The organism is Alcaligenes faecalis (assembly GCF_041521385.1).
GTDB lineage: Bacteria > Pseudomonadota > Gammaproteobacteria > Burkholderiales > Burkholderiaceae_B > Alcaligenes > Alcaligenes faecalis_E.
The window spans coordinates 1,513,649-1,532,657 of record NZ_CP168006.1; the positions used below are offsets into that span (position 1 = coordinate 1,513,649).

General features: G+C 57.8%; 17 protein-coding genes. 5 read left to right on the forward strand and 12 right to left on the reverse strand.

Annotated features, from left to right (window positions below):
* Positions 1-32 precede the first annotated feature (32 nt).
* Positions 33-791: an SDR family oxidoreductase gene (locus ACDI13_RS06780; RefSeq protein WP_316988452.1), complete on the reverse strand. Its 759-nt coding sequence runs from the start codon at positions 789-791 to the stop codon at positions 33-35.
* 136 nt (positions 792-927) lie between these two features.
* A complete protein-coding gene (locus ACDI13_RS06785) occupies positions 928-2,370 on the reverse strand; it encodes an aldehyde dehydrogenase family protein (protein WP_316988451.1) in 1,443 nt (480 codons plus the stop codon).
* A gap of 75 nt (positions 2,371-2,445) precedes the next feature.
* Here ACDI13_RS06785 and ACDI13_RS06790 point away from each other — a divergent pair, with 75 nt between their 5' ends.
* Positions 2,446-3,288, forward strand: a complete 843-nt coding sequence (locus ACDI13_RS06790; RefSeq protein WP_316988450.1) for an NAD-dependent epimerase/dehydratase family protein — start codon at positions 2,446-2,448, stop codon at positions 3,286-3,288.
* A 10-nt stretch (positions 3,289-3,298) separates the two neighbouring features.
* A complete protein-coding gene (locus tag ACDI13_RS06795; protein ID WP_316988449.1) occupies positions 3,299-3,688 on the forward strand; it encodes a type II toxin-antitoxin system HicB family antitoxin in 390 nt (129 codons plus the stop codon).
* A gap of 75 nt (positions 3,689-3,763) precedes the next feature.
* On the opposite strand, the gene ACDI13_RS06800 is transcribed toward ACDI13_RS06795, so the two are convergent.
* The 3 genes from ACDI13_RS06800 to tkt all read right to left on the reverse strand — a co-directional run bounded on the left by ACDI13_RS06800 (position 3,764) and on the right by tkt (position 8,088).
* The gene (locus ACDI13_RS06800) at positions 3,764-4,954 is read right to left on the reverse strand and encodes a phosphoglycerate kinase (protein WP_316988448.1); all 1,191 of its coding nucleotides are present in this window, start codon (positions 4,952-4,954) and stop codon (positions 3,764-3,766) included.
* A gap of 62 nt (positions 4,955-5,016) precedes the next feature.
* Positions 5,017-6,030, reverse strand: a complete 1,014-nt coding sequence (gene gap / locus ACDI13_RS06805; RefSeq protein WP_009455139.1) for a type I glyceraldehyde-3-phosphate dehydrogenase — start codon at positions 6,028-6,030, stop codon at positions 5,017-5,019.
* Positions 6,031-6,042: 12 nt separating this feature from the next.
* Positions 6,043-8,088, reverse strand: a complete 2,046-nt coding sequence (tkt, locus tag ACDI13_RS06810; RefSeq protein WP_316988447.1) for a transketolase — start codon at positions 8,086-8,088, stop codon at positions 6,043-6,045.
* A 193-nt stretch (positions 8,089-8,281) separates the two neighbouring features.
* Between tkt and ACDI13_RS06815 the strand changes: the two genes are divergently transcribed.
* Complete coding sequence (locus tag ACDI13_RS06815; protein WP_316988446.1) at positions 8,282-9,010, forward strand: 16S rRNA (uracil(1498)-N(3))-methyltransferase; 729 nt, start codon at positions 8,282-8,284, stop codon at positions 9,008-9,010.
* Positions 9,011-9,013: 3 nt separating this feature from the next.
* On the opposite strand, the gene ACDI13_RS06820 is transcribed toward ACDI13_RS06815, so the two are convergent.
* The 4 genes from ACDI13_RS06820 to ACDI13_RS06835 form a co-directional block, all read right to left on the reverse strand.
* Complete coding sequence (locus tag ACDI13_RS06820) at positions 9,014-9,481, reverse strand: barstar family protein (RefSeq protein WP_316988445.1); 468 nt, start codon at positions 9,479-9,481, stop codon at positions 9,014-9,016.
* Positions 9,481-10,677: a patatin-like phospholipase family protein gene (locus tag ACDI13_RS06825; protein ID WP_316988444.1), complete on the reverse strand. Its 1,197-nt coding sequence runs from the start codon at positions 10,675-10,677 to the stop codon at positions 9,481-9,483. The genes ACDI13_RS06820 and ACDI13_RS06825 overlap by 1 nt, the downstream gene beginning before the upstream one ends.
* 8 nt (positions 10,678-10,685) lie before the next feature.
* Positions 10,686-12,980, reverse strand: a complete 2,295-nt coding sequence (locus ACDI13_RS06830) for an NADP-dependent malic enzyme (RefSeq protein WP_316988443.1) — start codon at positions 12,978-12,980, stop codon at positions 10,686-10,688.
* 217 nt (positions 12,981-13,197) lie between these two features.
* Positions 13,198-14,097 carry a hypothetical protein gene (locus ACDI13_RS06835; RefSeq protein ID WP_316988442.1) on the reverse strand — a complete coding sequence of 300 codons (900 nt, stop codon included), beginning with the start codon at positions 14,095-14,097 and terminating at the stop codon, positions 13,198-13,200.
* A 142-nt stretch (positions 14,098-14,239) separates the two neighbouring features.
* Here ACDI13_RS06835 and ACDI13_RS06840 point away from each other — a divergent pair, with 142 nt between their 5' ends.
* The gene (locus ACDI13_RS06840; protein ID WP_316988212.1) at positions 14,240-15,400 is read left to right on the forward strand and encodes a pyridoxal phosphate-dependent aminotransferase; all 1,161 of its coding nucleotides are present in this window, start codon (positions 14,240-14,242) and stop codon (positions 15,398-15,400) included.
* A gap of 94 nt (positions 15,401-15,494) precedes the next feature.
* Here the strand turns inward: ACDI13_RS06840 and ACDI13_RS06845 are convergent, their stop codons facing one another.
* Positions 15,495-16,334, reverse strand: coding sequence for a lytic transglycosylase domain-containing protein (locus ACDI13_RS06845; protein WP_316988213.1), 840 nt, complete (start codon positions 16,332-16,334; stop codon positions 15,495-15,497).
* A 96-nt stretch (positions 16,335-16,430) separates the two neighbouring features.
* On the opposite strand from ACDI13_RS06845, the gene ubiD reads away from it, so the two are divergent.
* Positions 16,431-17,975: a 4-hydroxy-3-polyprenylbenzoate decarboxylase gene (gene ubiD / locus ACDI13_RS06850; RefSeq protein WP_316989374.1), complete on the forward strand. Its 1,545-nt coding sequence runs from the start codon at positions 16,431-16,433 to the stop codon at positions 17,973-17,975.
* Positions 17,976-18,154: 179 nt separating this feature from the next.
* On the opposite strand, the gene ACDI13_RS06855 is transcribed toward ubiD, so the two are convergent.
* Complete coding sequence (locus ACDI13_RS06855) at positions 18,155-18,544, reverse strand: hypothetical protein (RefSeq protein ID WP_316989375.1); 390 nt, start codon at positions 18,542-18,544, stop codon at positions 18,155-18,157.
* Positions 18,541-18,930: a phage holin family protein gene (locus ACDI13_RS06860; RefSeq protein ID WP_316989376.1), complete on the reverse strand. Its 390-nt coding sequence runs from the start codon at positions 18,928-18,930 to the stop codon at positions 18,541-18,543. Before ACDI13_RS06860 ends, ACDI13_RS06855 begins: the two co-directional genes overlap by 4 nt.
* Positions 18,931-19,009: the final 79 nt, after the last annotated feature.

Here is a 19,009-nt window from a genome sequence, read left to right on the forward strand (position 1 = left end):
AACCGCAGGATTGTAACGAATCGCAGTGGGGCTTAAATACAACGGCCGCCATCGACCTCGATGCAGGTGCCGGTAATGAACTCGGCCTCGTCCGAGGCTAGATACAACGCCGCCGCCGCCACGTCCTTGGGTGTACAAAAACGTCCCAGCGGAATTCCCGCCAAAAAACGACTGCGGTTTTCCGGCGTATCGGGCATGCCCATGAACTGTTCCAGCAAGGCCGTGTCACCAATCACAGGATTAATGCAGTTCACCCGGATATTGTCCGGCCCCAACTCGGCCGCCATGCCTTTGCTGATCGTTACGACCGCACCTTTGGTGCCGTTGTACCAGACCAGTCCGGGGCGCGGACGCAAGGCGGCAGTAGACGCAATATTGATGAAAGCCCCCGCCCCCTGGGCCCGCAGGTAGGGCACAAAGTGTTTTGCAGTCCAGTAAATGCTTTTTACGTTGACGGCATAGACCAGGTCGAACTCGCTTTCGTTGACCTCCAGCAAAGGCTTGTTGCGGTGCGTGGTGCCTGCATTGTTCACCACAATATGCAAGCCACCGCATTCACGCAAAGCAATATCCAACAGGGCATGCACTTCGTCCCCTTGCGAGACATCACAAGCGGCAAAAATGGCCTGACCACCCGCAGCCTGAATCTGGGCAGCGGCAGCCTTGCCCTGCTCCTCATTCAGGTCGGCAATCAGTACACGTGCTCCTTCACGTGCAAAACGTTGTGCGATACCCAGGCCGAACCCTGATGCACCGCCCGTCACGATGGCCACTTTGTCTTGCAATCGCATCTTTGTCTCCTTCTACTTTCTATATAAAAAATGGCGGCTTTGCGCCGCCATTAGTGAAATCTGTTTAGCGTTCAGCCGCCATGCTGCCAGAAAACCCGGCCCGCCACAGCCACGCTTACCCTAGATTTCCCCAAGATCAGTTCGCAGCATGACGCAGCGCAACTGTTTTCAAGGACGTCAGCGCGTACAGAGCCTCGAACCCTTTTTCGCGCCCTATACCAGACTGGCCCGCTCCGCCAAAAGGAAGCTCTACTCCCCCCGCCGCGCCGTAATTATTCACAAAGACCTGCCCGGCCCGCAGTTGTCTGGCCATACGCACCTGACGGGCTCCGTCGCGGGTCCAGACGCCAGCCACCAGGCTGTAAGGCGTACCATTGGCCATGGCGATAGCGTCCTCCTCTGTACCGAAAGGCTGAGCGACCAGAACCGGGCCAAAAATCTCTTCCTGCGCCAGGCGATGATCAACCGGCACATGCCCCAATAAAACAGGCACTTGATAAAAGCCTCCAGCCGGGGCCTTGGAATCCAGCTTGCCTTGAGCCAGTACCACGATGCCGTCCTGATCCAGGTTCTCCAGATAGGAGCGCACCCGCGCTTGCTGCTGTGCGCTGATCAAGGGACCGCAATCCAAATTGTCACTGGCCGCCCCGGTCAGCAACGCCTTAAAGGCCTCGATTAAACGTTCGGTAAAGTCGCCATAAATCGCACGCTGAATCAGCACCCGGCTGCCTGCCGAGCAGGTTTGCCCGGCGTTCTGCACAATCGCATTGACCACGACCGGCAAGGCCGCCTCCAGATCTGCATCCGAGAACACAATTTGCGGAGACTTGCCGCCTAACTCCAAGGTAACCGGCACAAAGTTCTGCGCTGCCTGCAGAGCCACCTGCCGACCTGTGCCGGGAGAGCCGGTAAAGGAAATGTGGTTGATGTCTGGGTGAGCGGACAGGGCCTGCCCGGCCTCGCTACCCAGCCCCGTGCAAATATTCAACACCCCTGCCGGCAAACCCGCTTCATGCAATAGCTCAGCCACCCGCAGCAAGGACAGGCTGGCATCTTCTGCTGGTTTGACCACGCAGGTATTGCCCGCCGCCAAGGACGCGGCCACGCTACGCCCAAAAATCTGCAAGGGGTAATTCCAGGGAATGATGTGTGCAGTAACGCCCAAGGGCTCGCGCAAAGTAAAGGCTGTCATCTCCCAACCCAATGGGATGGTTTGACCGTGCAGCTTGTCCACCGCGCCCGCATAGAACTCAAAATAGCGGACAATGGCGGCAGCATCGGACTGGGCCTGACGCAAAGGTTTGCCAGTATCGCGAGATTCCAGCCGCGCCAATTCCTCGCGGGCATCCGACAGGGTTCGGGCGCAACGCAGCAGCAACTGGCTGCGCTGGGCGGCTGAAAGACGGCTCCACGGCCCCTGACTGGCACGTCGGGCGGCCTGTACAGCCCACTCAATATCCACCTCGGACGATTGTGCTAGCCGGGCAAAGGTTTCGCCCGTAGAGGGGTCGATAACCGGTAACACGCCACCACCCTCCGCGCCAAGTTGCTGTCCGTCAATCCAATTGCGACACTCCATGACCGCCTCCAATGCTATTGTTATCCCAGCCAATCGAGCTTTGCTCGGGATCATTCTACTCAAGGACTTGCCGCTTTGGACTCTCGACAACGTACTTTGCTTTTAGCAGGTGCCGGCGATCTGGGCACCCGCACCGGTATGCTGGCCCGTCATCACGACTGGCCGGTGATCGGTCTGCGCCGTCACCCCCCTTTGGACGATGACAGCGGGATTGAATGGGTGCAGGCTGATTTACGCGAACCCTCCTCCCTGCGCCTGAAGCACCGCAAAATCAGCCACGTACTTTATGCGCTCTCCCCCGGCCAGCGTAGCCAGGCTGCTTACGAGCAGGTCTTTCTGCACGGTCTGGAGAACCTGCTCAAGGAACTGGACCTGAAGGCCCTGAAACGTTTCGTATTTGTTTCATCCACTGCCGTCTACGGGCCCAGCAATGAATGGGTAGACGAGAACTCGCCCACCGAACCGGCACAATTTAACGGGCAGGTGCTGCTGCAGGCCGAGCAGTTGCTGCACCACCGGATTCCAGCCCAAGCTGTCGTCATCCGACCCAGCGGCCTGTACGGGCCAGGACGCACCCAATTACTGGATCGTCTACGTGAAGGTCGCGCCACCGTGCCGGACGACCCAGAGCATTGGGCCAACCGCCTGCATATTGAAGATGCAGCGCGCGCCTGCTGGCACCTGCTACGTGCTCCTGCGCCCTTCCCTTGCTATATAGGCACTGATAGCCGCCCTTACCGGATTACGGAACTGTATGACGGACTGGCTGATTTGCTGAAAGTACCGCATCCCGAACGGCGTCAGTCCAATGAAGGTGGCAAACGCCTGAGCAACCAGCGACTACTGGACAGCGGCTTTCAGCTGGACTGGCCCGATGCCCTGCAGGGATATGCGCAGTTGATTAAAGATGGGGCGTAAAGCGCAGCCCATGCTCTATCCCATCCACGTACACAAAGAAGAACATAGCGCCTATGGCGCATCCTTTCCGGACTTTCCAGGTTGTTTTGCAGCGGCTGACGAATTACAGGATCTACCTAAGGCAGCTCAAGAAGCCGTTGAGGCCCATTTCTTCGGCGACAGCCCATCCATTCCTGCTCCGACCACACCTGAAAGCTGGTCTTGGCACGAAGACTATAAAGACGGATTTTGGATGATGGTTGATATTGACCTATCCAAAGTCAACAACAGAGCCATTCGCTTGAATATCAGTCTGCCGGAGTCCTTAGTCCACCGCATTGATGCTGTCGCAAAAGCCCAGCATCTATCCCGCTCTGCATTCCTGGCAAAGGCTGCTGAACGCGAAATGGCCAATGTCTGAACCATAAAAGCTGTGTACATAAAAAAGCCAGCCAACTTTCGTTGACTGGCTTTTTCTTAAGAAGCAAAGACCGGCTTAAGCCTTGTCTTCCAACGCAGCCACGGCTGGCAAACGCTTGCCTTCCAGGAATTCCAGGAAGGCGCCACCGCCGGTGGAGATGTAGTCCACATCGTCACCAATATTGAACTGGGCAATCGCGGCCAGGGTGTCGCCACCACCAGCAATCGAGAAAGCCTTGGAGTCTGCAATCGCGCGCGACAGCGTTTCGGTGCCTTGTGCGAAAGCCGGGAACTCGAACACGCCCAGGGGGCCATTCCAGACCACGGTGCCCGCTTTGGCAATGATGTCAGCGATCTGTTGAGCCGTTTGCGGGCCTACGTCCAGAATCATGTCATCATCCTGCACCTGATCTGCAGCCTTGATTTCAGCCGCTGCATCAGCAGCAAAGGACTTGGCGCACATCACATCCACAGGGATAGGCACTTCAGCGCCGCGCTCTTTCATGATGCGGATCACTTCGCGGGCTTCTTCCAACTGGCTTTCTTCCACCAGGGATTTGCCCACAGACAGGCCGCTGGCCATCATGAAGGTGTTAGCAATGCCGCCACCGACCACCAACTGGTCCACTTTTTCCGCCAAAGCGCGCAGGATGGACAGTTTGGTGGACACCTTGGCACCGCCCACAATCGCCACCAAAGGACGGGCAGGCTGGTTCAGGGCACGGCCCAGGGCCGTCAACTCGGCTTCCAGCAAAGGACCGGCGCAAGCCACGGGAGCAAAGCGGGCGATACCTTCGGTAGTCGCTTCAGCACGGTGAGCCGTACCGAAGGCGTCGTTTACGTAAACGTCACACAAGGTTGCCATTTTACGAGCCAACTCGGGATCGTTCTTCTTCTCACCCACATTGCAGCGGCAGTTCTCCAGCAAGACCACCTGACCGGGCGACACTTGCACACCCTCGAGCCAATTGCGACGCAGCTCAACAGGCATGCCCAACAATTCGGACAGACGCTGCACCACGGGTTCCAGCGAATCCACAGGCTGGCATTCCCCTTCTTTGGGGCGACCCAGGTGAGACGTAACCATCACCGCCGCGCCGGCATCCAGCGCCATGCGAATGGCTGGCACCGAGGCACGCACGCGCGTGTCTTCGGTAATGCGTCCGTCTTGCAGGGGGACATTCAGATCAGAGCGGATAAATACCCGCTTGCCTCGCAGCGCGTCCGTTTCGGCCAGCGCAGACAAGGTCTTGATGCTTGTAGACATGATTTTTTGTTCTGGGAATTAACGTGACAGGGGCGGGAAATCCCGCCCCTGCTACTTGGATCTTACTTGGCCGACATCAACGCGATGGTGCTGTCGAGCATGCGAATGGAGAAAGCCCATTCGTTGTCGTACCAGGCAGCCACTTTGACCATATTGCCGCCGGTCACCTTGGTCAGCAAGGAGTCAACCGTGCTGGAGGCGGTGGTGTGGTTAAAGTCGATGGACACCAGAGGTTCGGTGCAGTAGTCCAGAATGCCTTTCATGGCGCCTTCCGAAGCGGCTTTCAGAATACCGTTCACTTCCTCAACGCTGGTGTTGCGGCTGGCCACGAAAGTCAGGTCAACCATGGACACGTTGATGGTCGGAACGCGCACCGCGTAACCGTCCAGCTTGCCATTCAGTTCTGGCAGCACCAGACCCACAGCAGCCGCCGCGCCGGTCTTGGTGGGGATCATGCTGCTGGTGGCCGAACGGGCACGGCGCATGTCCTTGTGACGCACGTCGGTCAGGACCTGATCATTGGTGTAAGCGTGGATGGTGGTCATCAGACCGCTGACCACACCCAGTTCCTTGTGCAAAGGAGCAACCAGCGGAGCCAGGCAGTTGGTGGTGCACGATGCGTTGGAGATAACGGTATCGGTGCTCTTCAGAATGTCGTGGTTCACGCCGTACACGATGGTGGCGTCCACATCCTTGCCACCGGGGGCCGAGATGATGACTTTCTTGGCACCGGCCTGAATGTGCTCGCCCGCTTTTTCCTTGGTGGTGAACGCGCCGGTACATTCCAGCACCACGTCCACACCCAGTTCAGCCCAAGGCAGGGTCAGCGCATCGCGCTGGCTCAGCAGGCGGATACGGTCACCGTTGACCACCAGATGATCGCCATCCAGCGAGACATCGGCGTTGAAACGGCCATGCACGGAGTCATAGCGAGTCAGGTGTTCATTGATCTCGGCACCGCCCGAGGCGTTGATGGCCACGATCTCGATATCGTGTTTTTTGCCGTACTCGTAGTGGGCACGCAAGATCATGCGGCCGATACGACCATAACCATTGATTGCGACGCGAATCGTCATGTCAGACTCCAATTACAAAATTTCTTGAACGGCCGCAGCGACCTTCTCTGCTGTCAGACCAAAATGCTTGAACAGGACGCCAGCCGGGGCGGATTCGCCGTAGGTATCAATACCCACTACAGCGCCTTCCAGGCCCACGTACTTGAACCACAGACCGGTGGTGCCGGCTTCAACCGCCACGCGCGGGATACCGGGGGTCAGAACCTGATCACGCCACTGTTTGTCCTGAGCGTCGAACAGGTTGGTACAAGGCATGGACACCACGCGGGTCGCAATCCCTTGCTGGGCCAACTGTTCCTGAGCCTGCAGAGCCAGACCGACTTCCGAGCCGGTTGCCATGATGATGGCGCGCGCATCTTGCGCGTCACGCAGCACGTAGCCACCACGACGAATGTTCTGGATGGTTTGCGCATCGCGCTCGACGAAAGGCAGATTCTGGCGCGACAAGAGCAAGGCGCTAGGACCACCGTTCTGTACGTCCATGCCAATGCTGGTAGGACGCTCGACCGAGCAGGCCCAGGCCACGGCGGTTTCCGTGGTGTCGCAAGGACGCCAGACGTGCAGGTTGGGGATCAGGCGCAGGCTGTTGGCGTGCTCGATGGACTGGTGTGTAGGGCCGTCTTCGCCCAGACCAATGGAGTCGTGGGTAAAGACGTGCACAACACGCTGCTTCATCAAGGCAGCCATACGGATGGCGTTGCGCGAGTAATCGGAGAACGTCAGGAAGGTACCGCCAAAAGGCAGGTAACCACCGTGCAGAGCCAAACCATTCATGATGGCAGCCATACCGAATTCACGCACACCGTAATTGATGTGGCGACCAAAGTGCAGACCATCAGCGTGGGCGCGTACGGCTTCGGCACCCTTCCAGTCGGTGAAGTTCGAGCCAGTCAGATCAGCCGAGCCGCCCAGCATTTCTGGCAACACATTGACCAGGGCATTGATCGCCAATTGCGAGGCTTTACGCGATGCAATAGTTTCGGCCTTCTGGGCGGTTTCTTCAATAAAGGCCTGTACTTTGGCGCTGTAGTCGGCAGGCAGTTCGCCTTTCAAACGACGGGCCAGTTCGGCGGCCAGTTCAGGGTAAGCCTGGCTGTAGGCGTCAAAACGCTTTTGCCACTCCGCTTGCTGAGCACCGCCTTTTTCGCGGCAATCCCAACCTTGATAGACTTCCTGAGGAATTTCAAACGGACCGTGCTTCCAGTCCAGCGCAGCACGGGTAGCGGCGATTTCATCAGCACCCAGTGGAGCACCGTGGACTTTCTCGGAACCGGCGGCGTTAGGAGCACCTTTACCGATCACGGTACGGCAACAAATCAGGGTAGGACCCGTGCCCTCTTTCGCGTTGCGGCGAGCTTGCTCAATCGCATTGTGGATAGACGCCGCATCGTGGCCGTCAACCGCGCGGATCACGTTCCAGCCGTAGCTTTCAAAACGAGCGGGCGTGTCGTCACCAAACCAGTTCTCGACCTTGCCGTCGATGGAGATGCCGTTATCGTCGTACATCACGACCAGCTTGGACAGTTTCCAGGTACCGGCCAGGGAGCAAGCCTCGTGCGAGATACCTTCCATCAAACAGCCGTCGCCAGCGAATACCCAGGTCAGGTGGTCGACCACATCATGGCCTTCGCGGTTGAACTCACGCGCCAGCAAGGCCTCTGCCAATGCAAAACCGACGGCATTACCCAGACCCTGGCCCAAAGGACCTGTGGTGGTTTCCACGCCAGCGGTAATACCCACCTCAGGGTGACCGGGAGTACGCGAATGCATCTGACGGAAGTTGCGCAGCTCGTCCATGGGCAGGTCGTAGCCGCTAAGGTGCAACAAAGCGTAGATCAGCATGGAACCGTGGCCGTTTGACAACACAAAACGGTCGCGATCAAACCAGGCAGGGTCGGCAGGGTTGTGTTTCAGGTGCCGGGACCAGAGAACCTGGGCGATATCGGCCATGCCCATAGGCGCACCGGGGTGGCCCGAATTAGCTTGTTGCACGGCATCCATAGACAAGGCACGGACGGCATTGGCTAGGGTTTTATCAGAGGCTGACGCAATATCCATTAGAAGCTCATTGGGGCGGCGACGCGACAATTCCGGCAGGCGGACGGCTCACGGCCCTGATTAGTTTATAAAACGCGCTATTTTAGCATTGCTGGCGCTAAATCGCCCTCACTTGAGCGGGGGCCTTGTGCTTTCTTCCCCTGCCCTGGGTACGGTATGCTTGTGCGGTTTTTTTGCTTGATGGTGTCTTGATATGGCAGCTCCACGCTTCTACCACCCTTTGGGCCTGACAGCTCAAACCGAGATCGCCCTGCCCGAGGCGTTGGCACACCACGCCATCCGGGTGCTGCGTTTAAAGGATGGTCAGGGCATCGTCCTGTTTGACGGACTCGGGACCCAATACCCTGCCACTTTGCGTATTGAGGGCAAGAAAGGCTTTGCCAGCCTGGGGACGGCTGAAACACCTGTCCGTGAGCTGGCCGGTCGCATTACGGTGCTGCAAGGCATTGCCTCCAGCGACAAGATGGACTGGATTATCGAAAAAGCCGTGGAAATGGGTGTCAGCCACTTTGTGCCCATTCGCGCGCAACGCAGTGTGCTGCAACTGAACGCGGAGCGGCAGGCCAAACGCATGGGCCATTGGCAAAGAGTGATTGAGTCGGCCAGCGAGCAATGTGGCCGCAACCGCTTGATGGAACTGTCAGCGCCGCTGACATTGGCCGAGTACTTTCGTGTGGCTGAAACTGGCCTGCATCTATTTTGTGATCCTGATGCCCCCCAGCAACTGGCGCAGGCCATTGGACCACAAGATCAGGCCATGACGATATTGATTGGCCCAGAGGGCGGTTGGTCGCCCGAAGAGCAGAAGGTGGCACTGGGTGCCCAGGCTCAGGCGATTCGTTTCGGGCACCGTGTGCTGCGAACCGAAACCGCCGCCTTGGCGCTGACAGCAGCGATCAGCGCCTTGCAAGGCTGGGAATAGGGCTTATTCCTCGTCCTGGCTGGAGTAAGAAGCTGGGGTCTCACCCGGTTCAGGGTCAGGGTGCTTGCCAGCGTGTAGAACGACACAGACAAAACGGCGCTCGTTATTCGAGGCCCAGGCCTGCACATCTTCACACACACCCAAAATCGCCTGGGCGTCTTTTTCCAATGCAGGATCACCACTGTGCAGATTGTCCAGCCACAGGGCCAGCCCTGTTTTCTGGTCCAGCACGGTATCGCACAGGCAATCGTAAAGCGCATCCAGATTGCCACCAAAAAACTCAGGGTAATCGACAGCCTTGGCGACTGCTCGCAGCACAGCGGAACGATTGCGCGCACGATCACAACTTACTTCCAGGGCGGTCAGCCCCTGGCCCTGTGCCTGCTCCAGAAAATCAGCAGCCGTCAGGCCTGTTGCGTCGAGCACGCCACCTTGTTGCAAAGCCTCTTGCAAAGTCAGGGATTGGCTCATCAGGACGCTTCCTTAAAAAACGCTAATACTTCTTCACGACGACTCATGGTATCGGTCTTTCCTAATTCGATCAGCTCTTGGGTATAGCCGGACTCGAATAACAAATATGAGATTAATGCACCGCCTGTGGTCGGACCGGACTTTGAAGATACACCAAGTACTCGAAATAGGGTACGTGCAGCAGTTGGCATCTGATGAATATGCCGAGTGGCAATTTCATCCAGCGAGCGGCTGGGAGTGATGGCAAACGTGCTGACAGGACGCAGCGATTGGCTTTGTAATACATTTGCAGGCATATAGGCAAGCAATGTATTGATGCGTTCCATACGCTCAATATCCGTTGACACACTATCGAGGAATATGTTGGATAAGGCATAGCCACTGATTTGCGCCAAAGAGGGGTATGGCGGATCCTTGCACTCTTGCTCGTGATAGGTGTTATCGGCGTATCCCGTACCCACAATCAAGACCTTACGCGCACCCAAATGAATCGCTGGGCTGATAGGGGCCAACTGACGCATCGTCCCGTCCCCACACCACTGGGTTTGCTTACCGACCTGCAAAGACTGAGCCGGAAACATGAAGGGAATCGCACTGGAAGCCATCAGGTGATCAACCCCGATCACTCCAGGAATGGCGCGGCGCAGATTTCGCGACCAAGGGCGAATGCGCTCGTCACACTGATAAAAAGTCAGGTGTTCGCCAGTCGTGTAGGCCGCAGCCGTAATCGCCAAGGCCCCCAGATGCTGTTGAGCCAGATTGCGCTGTAGGCGATCAAAGTCCAGGCTCTCTTCCAGCAGGTCGCGCAGCGGTGAATTGTCCAGCATGGAATGCGGCACATGGTCCCGCAGACGCGGGGCCAGCCAACCCAAGGCCAGCGTCGCCACCCAGTGCACACTGGTGGCCAGCAACTGCAAGGGGTCAGCATGAAAAATATCGTTAGTACGCAACGACCCCCACAACTGTTGTATATGGTCGACAGCCTCGTGTGGCTTGTCAGCGCGACATGCCAGTCCGGCAGCATTGATAGAACCGGCCGACGAACCACAAATAATATCGAAGGGGTTGCGAAACTGAGGCTTGCGATCCGGGTCCAGCAGTTCCAGCAAACCGGCCAACACCCCGGCCTGATACGCGCCGCGCGCCCCGCCCCCATTCAGGATCAATGCCACGGAAGCGGGAGGGCGCTGGATCATGATAGCTATCAACCTTCAGTAGCGACGTTGGCATCCACCACTGTGACCGCCGTCATATTGACGATACGACGCACCGAGGAAGTGGACGTCATGATGTGCACCGGCGCCCGTGCCCCCAACAGAAAGGGGCCGATCGCCACGTTGCCACCAGCCGCCGTCTTGAGCAGGTTGTAGGCAATATTGCCGGCCTCCACGTTCGGACACACCAGCAGGTTCGCCTCGCCGGTCAGGGCCGAGGTGGGCAGGATCTGATGGCGGGCTTTTTCATCCAGCGCACAGTCGCCGTGCATTTCCCCATCCACTTCCAGGCCAGGGTCCAGCTTGCGCACACGCTCCAGCGCACCGCGCATGGTGACAGCGGCAGGCGAATCATTGGTTCCAAAGTTCGAGCTGGACAGCAAAGCCACCTTGGGTTCGATATTGAATTGGCGCATCTTGCGAGCCGCCGCCAAGGTGATCTCGGCTACCTGAACCGAATCGGGGTCGTGGTTCACGTGTGTGTCCGTCAAGGCCACGGTGCGCTCACTGAGCAGCAGAATATTCATGGCCGCATAAGTCTCCACGCCCGGAGCCTTGCCAATGACCTGATCCACCAGCTCCAGATGGTTTTCGTAGCGCCCCACCGTACCGCAGATCATGCCATCGGCATCCCCCAAGTGCAGCATCATGGCGCCGATCAACGTCGGGCGACGGCGCATTTCTACCCGCGCCATCTCTTTGCTGATACCGCGACGCGACATGATTTCCCAATAGCTGGTCCAGTAACGATGGAAACGATCATCCTGTTCGGGGTTGGTCACTTCCACATCAATGCCTAGACGCAGGCGCAGGCCGTAGCGTTCAATACGCTGCTGCAGAACAGCAGGACGCCCCACCAGAATCGGGCTGGCCAGCCCTTCGTCCACAATAATTTGTACCGCACGCAACACGCGCTCGTCCTCGCCTTCGCTGAACACCACGCGCGACTTGGCACCGTCCTGCACCAGGCCACGGGCCAGCGAGTAAATCGGCTTCATGAACGAGCCGGACTTGTAGACGAACTGACGCAGCTGATAGATGTAGCTGTTCAGATCCGCAATCGGACGGGTCGCCACGCCCTCTTCCATGGCCGCTTTGGCAACAGCAGGGGCGATACGCACAATCAGGCGCGAATCAAAGGGACGGGGAATAAAGAAGGAAGGACCGAAAGAAACCTCTTCCAGGCCATAAGCGGCCGCTACGCCTTCATCCTGCTCTTCACGCGCCAGTTGGCAAATGGCCAACACAGCGGCTTTCTCCATGCCACGCGTAATCGTAGTCGCGCCTACGTCCAGCGCACCACGAAAGATATAGGGGAAACACAGCACATTATTGACCTGGTTCGGGTAATCCGAACGGCCAGTTGCCATAACGACATCATCGCGTGCGGCGTGGGCGTCTTCGGGCAGGATCTCGGGATTGGGATTGGCCAGAGCCAGAATCAATGGCCGAGCGGCCATTTTCTTGAGCATCTCGGGCTTGAGCACGCCACCGGCGGACAAGCCCAGAAACACATCGGCACCATCAATCACGTCACTCAAAGTACGAGCGTCGGTCTGTTTGGCGAAACGGGCCAGCTCGGGCACAGGATTACCGGGGCGACCTTCGTACAACACACCATCAATATCGGTAACCCAGATATTTTCCAGCGGCAGACCCATATCAATCATCAAATCCAGACACGCCAGCGCGGCAGCACCTGCACCCGAGGTCACTACTTTGACCTGCTTGAGGTCTTTTTCCACCACGCTCAGGCCATTCAGAAAGGCGGCTGTCACACAAATCGCGGTGCCATGCTGGTCGTCGTGGAAAACTGGAATGCTCATGCGCTGGCGCAGCTTGCGCTCCACCTCGAAGCACTCGGGCGCTTTGATATCTTCCAGATTGATGCCGCCAAAGGTCGGCTCCAGGCCAGCAATAATGTCCACCAGCTTGTCAGGGTCGGTTTCATTGATCTCGATGTCAAAAACATCCAGACCGGCAAAACTCTTGAACAGCACGGCCTTGCCTTCCATGACCGGCTTGGAGGCCAAGGCGCCAATATTGCCCAGACCCAGCACCGCCGTGCCGTTGGAAATCACCCCAACCAAATTGCCCCGACCGGTATAGCGGAAGGCATTTTGCGGGTCGTTAACGATTTCCTCGCACGCGGCCGCCACCCCAGGCGAATACGCCAAAGCCAGATCACGCTGGTTGGAGAGCTGCTTGGTCGGCGTGACCGATAACTTTCCGGGCCTGCCCTGCTCGTGATATTCCAGAGCTGCTTTCCGAAAATTGGCGTCCATGCTGTATACCTACCAAAAAATCCAGTTAACACGGACCGGGATCGCCAGAAAGTGGCCATTGCCTGTCAACGTAAACTCAAACAAGCGCGTGGCTTGATACGCTAAATGCTGTGCTTGTCTCCGAAACCCCGGTCACCTTGCCTGACCCTCAAGGCCAAAGCAAGAACCATTCTAGCCCTTGAGTTACAACATGGGTCAAGGGCAAGCCAGGACAAACTTACAGCGTCTGGCCCGGATAGGAGAATCGGTCCGCAGGATCAAACAGGGCTTTGATGCGGCTATCCACATCCTGAGCCTGCCAGGACTGCTCCTGATTCGGCCAGGACCAATCTTGTGGGTCCGAGCCGCTTAAAACGGCATCATCCAGCACCAGCCATTCCACCCAGGCCAAATCACCGCCGTGGCCCAGCATCAGATGAGCCAAATTGATACCCTCGCCGTCAACCGGCTCCAACGCATCCAGCCTATAGCGGCAAGGCCAGTGCTCTTGTCGCAGGGCCTGGGTTTCCGATTCGCCCATCAACTGAAACAAGGCCGGAATCAATTGCTGCATGCGCAGGCTATCCAAGGGGTTACGGTTGTCCTGTCCAAAAGGACCCAAGGCCGCTTGCGTGTTGTCCGCCAGGATGACTGAACAATGCAGCACACCTGACAAGGCCGTGCGACCACTAGGCCAGTCATGCTGACGACGGTCGGCCAGCCAGGCAGCGACGGTCATGCCAGCCGGGGCATTGGCCAGACCGTGAAAACCTTTGGCTTCCATCTCACCCAGCAAACAGCCGGGCTGAACAAACCAACGATTGGAATTCGGTTCCAGACGATCACAGCGGGCCATCTGTCGGCCTGGGGCCAGAACAATCATGGGGCCATCGATTTCACTGGCCTGCGGCACGCCTTCCAGACACACCGTCACGCCGTACTCGGCAGCCAGCGTCAACACCATATGCACATCCGCACTGGAAGCGGGCTCCAGACGGGCCTGCTCGTGATGCGGCTCAGCGTTAAGTTCGGACCACTCGCCCTGGACCCGGGCTTTCAGGCGCGAACAAAATGTCTGCCACGCTGTTTGGGGAGGACGACGCCCCATCAAAAATGCACGCCGCGACGAAGAAACCATAGACTTTTCCTGCAACAAACCTAAACTTGAGTCTCACTGGCCCGCCTGTTTGCACCCCTGCAGGGCACACGCACATGCCACAGCCACCTGACGCCCTTTTGAGCAAGGTCCTACAATACACTTTTTACCCGAGATTTGCCGTATGTCCCGCCTCGCCAGTCGTACCGAACATGTTCTTCCTTTTCATGCTGTTGAACTCTTCAAACAGGCCAATGCCTTAAAGGCCACTGGCCGCGACATTATCAGCCTGGGCATAGGCGAACCGGACTTCACCGCCCCGCAAACCGTGGTCGATGCGCTGCATCAGGCCAGCAATCAAGGTTTAGGTCAATACACTGCCCCTGCCGGCCTGACGGCTTTGCGCGAACGTATCGCCTTGTATTACGAGCAGCAGTTCCAGGCCCGTGTCGATCCCTCGCGTATTGTGGTCACGGCCGGCGCATCGGGTGCCCTGTCTCTGGCTACGCTGGCCCTGATCAATCCCGGCGACGAAGTGCTGATGCCCGATCCGTCCTACCCGGCCAACCAGAACTTCATCATGGCTGCCGGTGGAACAGCCCGCCTGATTCCCGCCTCGGCAGAGGAACGCTTTCAGCTAAGCGCCCAGCACATTCGCGAGCACTGGGGTCCCAAGACCCGCGGCGTTCTGATTGCTTCGCCCAACAATCCCACTGGTGCAACGATTTCCCGCCCTGCTCTGCAAGCATTGATCAAGGAAGTACGCGCCCGTGACGGCTTCATCATCATGGACGAGATTTATCTGGGTCTGTTTTATGAAGAGGCGCCACTGAGCGCCCTGACCTTGGATCAGGACATTATTGTGATCAATAGCTTTTCCAAGTACTTCCACATGACGGGCTGGCGTCTGGGCTGGTTGATTCTGCCCACCTGGATGACAGAAGCCTGCGAGCGTATGGCCGCCAGTCTGGCAATCTGCGCGCCCTCTTTGGCCCAACATGCCGCTCTGGCCTGCTTCGAACCGGAAACCATGGCGATTTATGAAGAGCGCCGCCTGGCTTTCAAGCAGCGTCGTGATTATCTGTTGCCCGAGCTGGAGCGGCTGGGTCTGCGCGTACCCGTGCGCCCGGATGGCGCTTTCTATATTTATACGGATATTCGTGAATACAGCCAGGACAGCGATGCTTTCTCGCAGCAACTGCTCCACGAGGCGGGTGTGGCCGCTGTGCCGGGCCGGGACTTTGGCACGGCCCACGCGCCTTACACCTTGCGTCTGTCCTACGCCACGGGCATGGACCGCTTGCAGGAGGCGATCAACCGTCTAGGCCAATTTCTGGGCCGCTGAGCCCCGCATCTTTTCAATCACTCGGGTCGTGAAGCCCGTTGCCGTTTCAGCATTTCGGGCCGCAAGGCCCGATTTCTTTTCCTATGCAGACTGCTTAGCGAGACCGGATTGGAATGCCCGAGGCCAAGGCAATACGGCGACGTTCAGCCAGCACCTTCGCCCCATAGCCTCCATCACTAGGGCCGGTAGCTCCCACATAACAGGCCAAGCCACCCTCCAAAGACCCACGGCGACGAATACAGTCCGACAGAATCTGCGCGCCCACCCGAATATTCGCCTCGGGACTCAGCACGGCCAGCGTGCCTTCCATATAGATATCAAACTTCTCTTTATGGACTTTGGTCATCACCTGCATCAGGCCCTGAGCACCGACATGGCTTTCCGCATAGGGGTTATAGCGTGACTCAATAGCGATCACCGCCAGAATCAGTTGCGGGTCCAGGTTCTTTTCCTTGCCCACAATAAAAGCGGTGTGGATCAAGGCCCCCGCCACCGAATAGGCAATCTTGTATTTGCGCGCCAGATAGCTGCGCAAGGCCTGCTGCTGAGCCGCCGTCACGCCCGCAATGGGCTGCCCGGTGACCGAAGCACGCAGGTTTCTCATAAAGCCCTGATAAGTAGAGACAGCTTGCTGCTGCTCTGTCTGGCTCAAGTCCTCGCCCTCTTCGGACGGGTTGGGCTGTGTCTTGTCCGCAGGCCAGACCGCCTGGCTGTACGCATCGTATTTCACCGCCTCGGGGCGCAGGGTTTGCACGAGACCGGTATAAAGCTGGTTAAACTGAGCGCGCATCGATGGCACAACCACACAGGCTGCAATCGTCACCAGTACGGCAATGCCCAGGTACATGGCACATACGTGCACAAACTCACCGATGCGATACGTCAGGGTGCGGGCCGAGCGACTAAGTACATAGTCCATATCTTGGAAGCCCATGGGATCATCCTTAGTATTGCTAACTGCCCGATGTTAACCTTAGAACCTGTTCAAGGTCTTAACCAAACATATCTGCAAGCGGAGCCCCGTTCTTCTGTGAAATACCGTGACTTGAGAGACTTTATTGCCCAACTGGAAGCCAAGGGCGATCTGAAGCGGATTACGCAGCCCGTTTCCACCTCACTGGAAATGACTGAAATCAGTGACCGGGTACTGCGTGCCGGTGGACCGGCGCTGTTGTTTGAGAACGCCCAGCATCAAGGCGCCAAAGCCGCCATGCCCGTTCTGGCCAATTTGTTCGGCACACCGCAACGCGTCGCCTGGGGCATGGGTGCACAGGATGTGTCGGCATTACGCGACACTGGCGAGCTGCTGGCCAATCTGAAAGAACCACAAGCTCCCACTGGAATGCGTGACGCCCTGTCCAAAGTGTCCATGCTCAAATCCGCCCTGTGGGATATGAGCCCCAAGCAGGTCCGCTCTCCCGCATGTCAGGAAGTCGTGCTGGAAGGCAAGGATGTAGACCTGAACCAGATCCCCTTGCAACTGTGCTGGCCCGGCGACGTGGCCCCCTTGCTGACCTGGGGTCTGGTCATTACCAAAGGCCCTCATGCCAAGCGTCAGAACCTGGGTATCTACCGTCAGCAACTGATTGGCCGTAACAAACTGATCATGCGCTGGCTGTCCCACCGTGGCGGGGCGCTGGATTTCCGCGATCACGCCCTGACCAACCCCGGCAAACCCTTCCCGATTGCAGTCGCCCTGGGCACCGATCCGGCCACGATTCTGGGTGCTGTGACGCCGGTTCCTGACAGCCTGTCCGAATACCAGTTTGCCGGTTTGCTGCGCGGCTCACGCACTGAAGTGGCCAAAGCCGTGGGTAGCGACTTGTCCGTGCCCGCCTGGGCCGAAATTGTACTGGAAGGCCATATCCTGCCCAGCAACCACCCAGAGGCTCTGGCTCCCGACGTCCCCGAAGGGATGAAGCCACCCGCCGACAGCAGCTACGAAATGGCGCTGGAAGGCCCTTATGGCGATCACACCGGCTACTACAACGAACAGGACTGGTTCCCGGTCTTTACCGTTGAGCGCATCACCATGCGCCGCAACCCGATTTACCACAGCACCTACACCGGCAAACCGCCCGATGAACCTGCTGTGCTGGGCGTCGCGCTGAACGAAGTCTTTGTGCCCCTGCTGCGCAAGCAATTGCCTGAAATTGTGGACTTCTACCTGCCACCCGAAGGCTGCAGCTACCGCCTGGCCGTGGTATCGATTCGCAAGCAATACGCAGGCCATGCCAAGCGCGTGATGTTTGGTGTCTGGAGCATCTTGCGCCAGTTCATGTACACCAAGTTCATCGTGGTGGTGGACGAGGACGTGAACACGCGCGACTGGAAGGAAGTGATCTGGGCCATGACCACCCGTATGGACCCGGTGCGCGATACCGTGCTGGTGGAAAACACGCCTATCGACTATCTGGACTTTGCCTCGCCGGTCTCGGGACTGGGCGGCAAGATGGGTATGGATGCCACCAACAAGTGGCCCGGAGAAACCCAGCGCGAATGGGGCACACCTATCCAGATGGATGAATCCACCAAGAAGAAAGTGGACGATATGTGGGGGTCGCTGGGGCTGTAAGCCAAAACGCGCCTTCATATGGCACGTTCCAAAAACAAACAAAGACCATCACCGCAAGGGTGCATGGTCTTTGTTTTATTCAGCTCATTCAAGTGGGCCATTCAACAGGGCAGCGAAAAGAACGGCTAGGCAGGAAAGAAAAAACCGGCCTGGGCCGGTTTTCAAACAGACAAGCAGACTTACTCGTCCGCATCGGTTTTGCGCCGTACTGGAACCAGTACGTTGCGTGCTTTTTCGCTTGCCGACCTGGAAGAATCAAACAATTTCCAGGCTCCCAGAGCCAAGGCTCCGATACGCAGCCAGCGCCCACCAAAACTGCTCAGCACCGCCGAGGCACCGGACAACAGAAACGGATAACGGCGCGACAAGGACAATGCACTGGCCACCACACCGCCCACACTTAAACCCGACGGCTTGATGCTGTTCCACAAATTGCCGGGGCTTAAATCTTCTCCCAGGGAATGAATCTGGGACGACATGCTTTGCCGCTCCAGGGAGGCACGGACTCGCAATAGTTCAATACGCACAGCCCGCTCCTGGGCGGACATGCCCTCTTGCTTTGTGCTCATTTCCCGTCCTCCTCGGAATCCCTCAAACGCTCAATAAACGCGACATCGCGACGCAACTCGGACAAGGTGGCCGAAAAAGGAATCGGGCCGGTGGTCAGACGACGGCGTACGGCCAGGAACAAACCCACTCCCAAACCGGCATACAAAACGACCAGTACGCCCAAGGCCCAGTAACGATAGTCCGTAGGCCAGAAGTACAAAGCCAGCAACAAGCTGAAAACCAACACCGCCAGAGTGGAGAACAGCAGTGCGCCAAACACCATACTGAAAATAGTGATCAGGCTCGCCTTTTGCTGACCCGCCTCCAGAGCAAACAGCTCCAGCCGGGTACTGACAGCCCCTATCAAGGTAGAACCAAGCTGACTGATAGTTTGCCTAAGCGCCATGATTTATCCCTGCTCTGCGACATCTTGTCCTTGCTGGCAAGGACAAGAGCCTGGTTTCTAAAAGGCTGCCGATCTGGAC